4 protein-coding genes are annotated in these 2,834 nt (G+C 62.4%); 2 read left to right on the top strand and 2 right to left on the bottom strand.

Annotated features, from left to right (window positions below; all coding sequences use genetic code 11):
- Window positions 1–175: 175 nt before the first annotated feature.
- On the bottom strand, window positions 176–514 hold the full coding sequence (locus tag A985_RS0122405; RefSeq protein WP_010804740.1) for a P-II family nitrogen regulator: 339 nt from the start codon (window positions 512–514) through the stop codon (window positions 176–178).
- Window positions 515–527: 13 nt separating this feature from the next.
- Window positions 528–1,349 (bottom strand): TorF family putative porin, encoded by an 822-nt coding sequence (locus A985_RS0122400; protein WP_017235618.1) that lies wholly within the window; start codon window positions 1,347–1,349, stop codon window positions 528–530.
- 393 nt (window positions 1,350–1,742) lie between these two features.
- On the opposite strand from A985_RS0122400, the gene A985_RS0122395 reads away from it, so the two are divergent.
- Both A985_RS0122395 and A985_RS26685 read left to right on the top strand, forming a co-directional pair.
- The gene (locus A985_RS0122395; RefSeq protein ID WP_017235617.1) at window positions 1,743–1,991 is read left to right on the top strand and encodes an accessory factor UbiK family protein; all 249 of its coding nucleotides are present in this window, start codon (window positions 1,743–1,745) and stop codon (window positions 1,989–1,991) included.
- Window positions 1,992–2,278: 287 nt separating this feature from the next.
- Window positions 2,279–2,834: ATP-binding protein (locus tag A985_RS26685; RefSeq protein ID WP_198288738.1), on the top strand; the 556-nt coding region annotated here is incomplete at its 3' end.

Genomic DNA, 2,834 nt, shown 5'->3' with positions numbered 1-2,834 from the left:
GCAGCCGTCGCTGCGGGTGACGCCGTCTCCGACGCGGCGGCAGGCGCCGAAGCGTCCTGCGCGAGCGCGGCGGTCGAGCCGAGGCCCATCGTGCCCGCGACGCCTGCGAAGGCGGCGACGAGCAACAGTTTGGCAAGCAGTTTTTTCATGATTTGTTGTCTCTTTTGTAGGACCTTCACAGCGCGTCTTCGCCGGTCTCTCCCGTACGGATTCGGACGACGTGTTCGACGTTGGACACGAAAATCTTGCCGTCGCCGATCTTGCCGGTGCGGGCCGCCTGCTCGATGGCGTCGATCGCCTGATCGAGCAGGGCGTCGCCGATGACCGCCTCGATCTTCACCTTCGGCAGAAAGTCGACGACATATTCTGCACCCCGATACAGCTCGGTATGGCCCTTCTGGCGGCCGAAGCCCTTGACTTCGGTCACCGTAATCCCCGCCACGCCAATGTTCGAGAGGGCTTCGCGCACCTCGTCGAGCTTGAAGGGTTTCACAATTGCGGTTATCAGCTTCATATTGAGTCGCTCCTTAGAATGTCTTCGACAACCCCACGACGACCGTCGCCTTGGAGAGTACCTTGCCGGAATTCGCGGCGGTGTAGTACTTCTCGTTGGCGTTCGTATCGACGTAGGCGACCGACACGGAGAAGTTCTTGCCCAGGTCTTTCGACAGGCCGATCTTCCAGTCGGTGTAGCCAGCCGCGCTGAAGTTGTGCACCCACTGATGCCCCACGTGACCCACCGCGGAGAGGCCCCAGACGCCGATGTCATAGGTTGCCGTGAGGTCGAGGTAGCCGCTGTTCGACGTATCCTGGCCGTCCGGACTCACGAGGCCGAACAAACGGGTCATGGAGTGCGAGTACTTCAGCGTTACGGTTTTCCAGCCCAGGGCGGCATACAGTTCGAACGTATGCGGACGCGGGAAGAAGGCCCCGGACGGATAGGTGCCCGGGTAGTAGTACTGCAGGCCCCCGACATCGATGGTCCAGTCCGGGATGATTTCCTTCTTCCAGCCGCCGTAGAAATCCATTTCGATCGGCGCGCTCACCGCCGAATTGCCATCCGAAATCCAGCTGATGTTCGACGCCCATACGCCCGCATACAGTCCGGATTCGTGTGCGATATCGAAACCGCCCTGCACCGCCGGGCGCTTGCCCGTTTGCGAGATCCCGCGGAAGCGGTAGTCGGAGAACAGACCGATGTTGGCGGTCACGGTCAGCGGTTCGGCCGCGGCACTCGCCGCTGTGGCGGGCGCCGCGCCATCGGCGCTCGTCTGCGCAAAAGCGCCGGCAGACATCGCCATCGCACTGGAGAACACAACGCCAGCCATCGCAGTTGACACTTTCTTCATCACTTTCCCCTGAGTTGTTATCTAACGTTTTGGTGCAGCGTGCGGCAGTTTCTGACCTGAGTACAGCAACTCTCGTGCCAGGTCTCGCATCCCCATGCGCTGCGATGCGCAAGATACAAATTCCGGGATAAAAAATTGGCAAAATTGCGGGGACAAAGTGGCGCGCCGGTGCCGGCACCGGCGACAACCCAGCGTGTCGAACGAGATCAAATCCTTGCCGGGTAACGGTTGCGCCGTTGTGTGCGCTGGCTGGGTGCAGGAAACGGTGTTAGAGTTGCGCCAACGTTGGCGGCCGCCCTGATGCACCACCTTGCACCGGTCAGACCGGCGCGCCGAAGCACACTGACGGTGCAAGCACCATGTTGGTGCGAAGAATCGAAGAGAGGAAGGCTTATGAAACCGAACGAGATCCTGCAAGACATGCAAGCCAAGGTGAGTGAGTTGCTCAAGCAATCCCCCGCCAAGGATATCGAGCGCAACGTCAAAAGCCTGCTCAACCAGGGCTTTAACCGGCTCGATCTGGTGACCCGCGAGGAATTCGACGTGCAGGCGCAGGTGCTCGCGCGCACGCGCGAAAAACTCGAGGCGCTCGAAAAGCGCGTGGCCGAACTCGAAGGCCTGCGCAACGAAGCGCAAGACTGACGAAACACAAGGGGCGCGTGGGCGCCCTTTGTCATCGTCGGCGGCCGAAGGCCAACGCCATGCCCCGCTGCGGCGCACCCAACTGCCGCGTGTCGTCACTTCCCGATTCTCAGTCTGAGATCAGAATCCTCCTAAATCGTAGCGGACCTTGCCGAACCGTCGGTGCCGTCGCTCCGAAAACACCCTCCACGCCCCCGATTTCCTCCGATTGAACATTGTGCGCCGCGGCGTTCTGCGACGACTATCGACATCGATGTGATGCGTCGCAATAGTTCGAAGGAGGAGAGATGTCAGTGGCAGTTGTCAGCAGCCGTGCGATCACGGGGATGGCGGCCCGCGCGGTCACCGTCGAAGTGCACTTGGCGAACGGGCTGCCCGGCCTGTCGCTGGTCGGCCTGCCCGATACCGAGGTCAAGGAAAGCCGGGAGCGCGTGCGCTCGGCGTTGCAGAACAGCCGGTTCGAATTTCCCGCCCGGCGCATCACGGTCAATCTGGCGCCGGCCGATTTACCCAAAGCGTCTGGCTGCTTCGATCTGCCGATTGCGCTTGGCATCCTCGCGGCCAGCGGTCAGCTCCCCGACATCGGATTGCGCTCGCACGAGTTTGCGGGAGAGTTGTCGCTCACCGGCGAGTTGCGTCCGGTTCGCGGGGCATTGGCGATGGCGAGCGCCATGCTGGCCGAACCGTCGGCGCGTGCGCTCGTGCTGCCCGCGGCAAGCGCGCAGGAAGCCGCATTGGTGGAGGGCGCCACGGTTTATGGCGCGCGCACCTTGCTCGATGTCTGCGCGCATCTCGCCGAGCCCGACGTGGCGACGCCGCTGCCGCGCGCCGTTGTCCCACTGG

The sequence above is a fragment of the Pandoraea sp. B-6 genome (assembly GCF_000282835.1).
In the GTDB taxonomy this organism is placed as follows: domain Bacteria; phylum Pseudomonadota; class Gammaproteobacteria; order Burkholderiales; family Burkholderiaceae; genus Pandoraea; species Pandoraea cepalis.
Note: the sequence above shows the minus strand (reverse complement) of the source record. Positions and strands in the feature narration are given on the sequence as shown.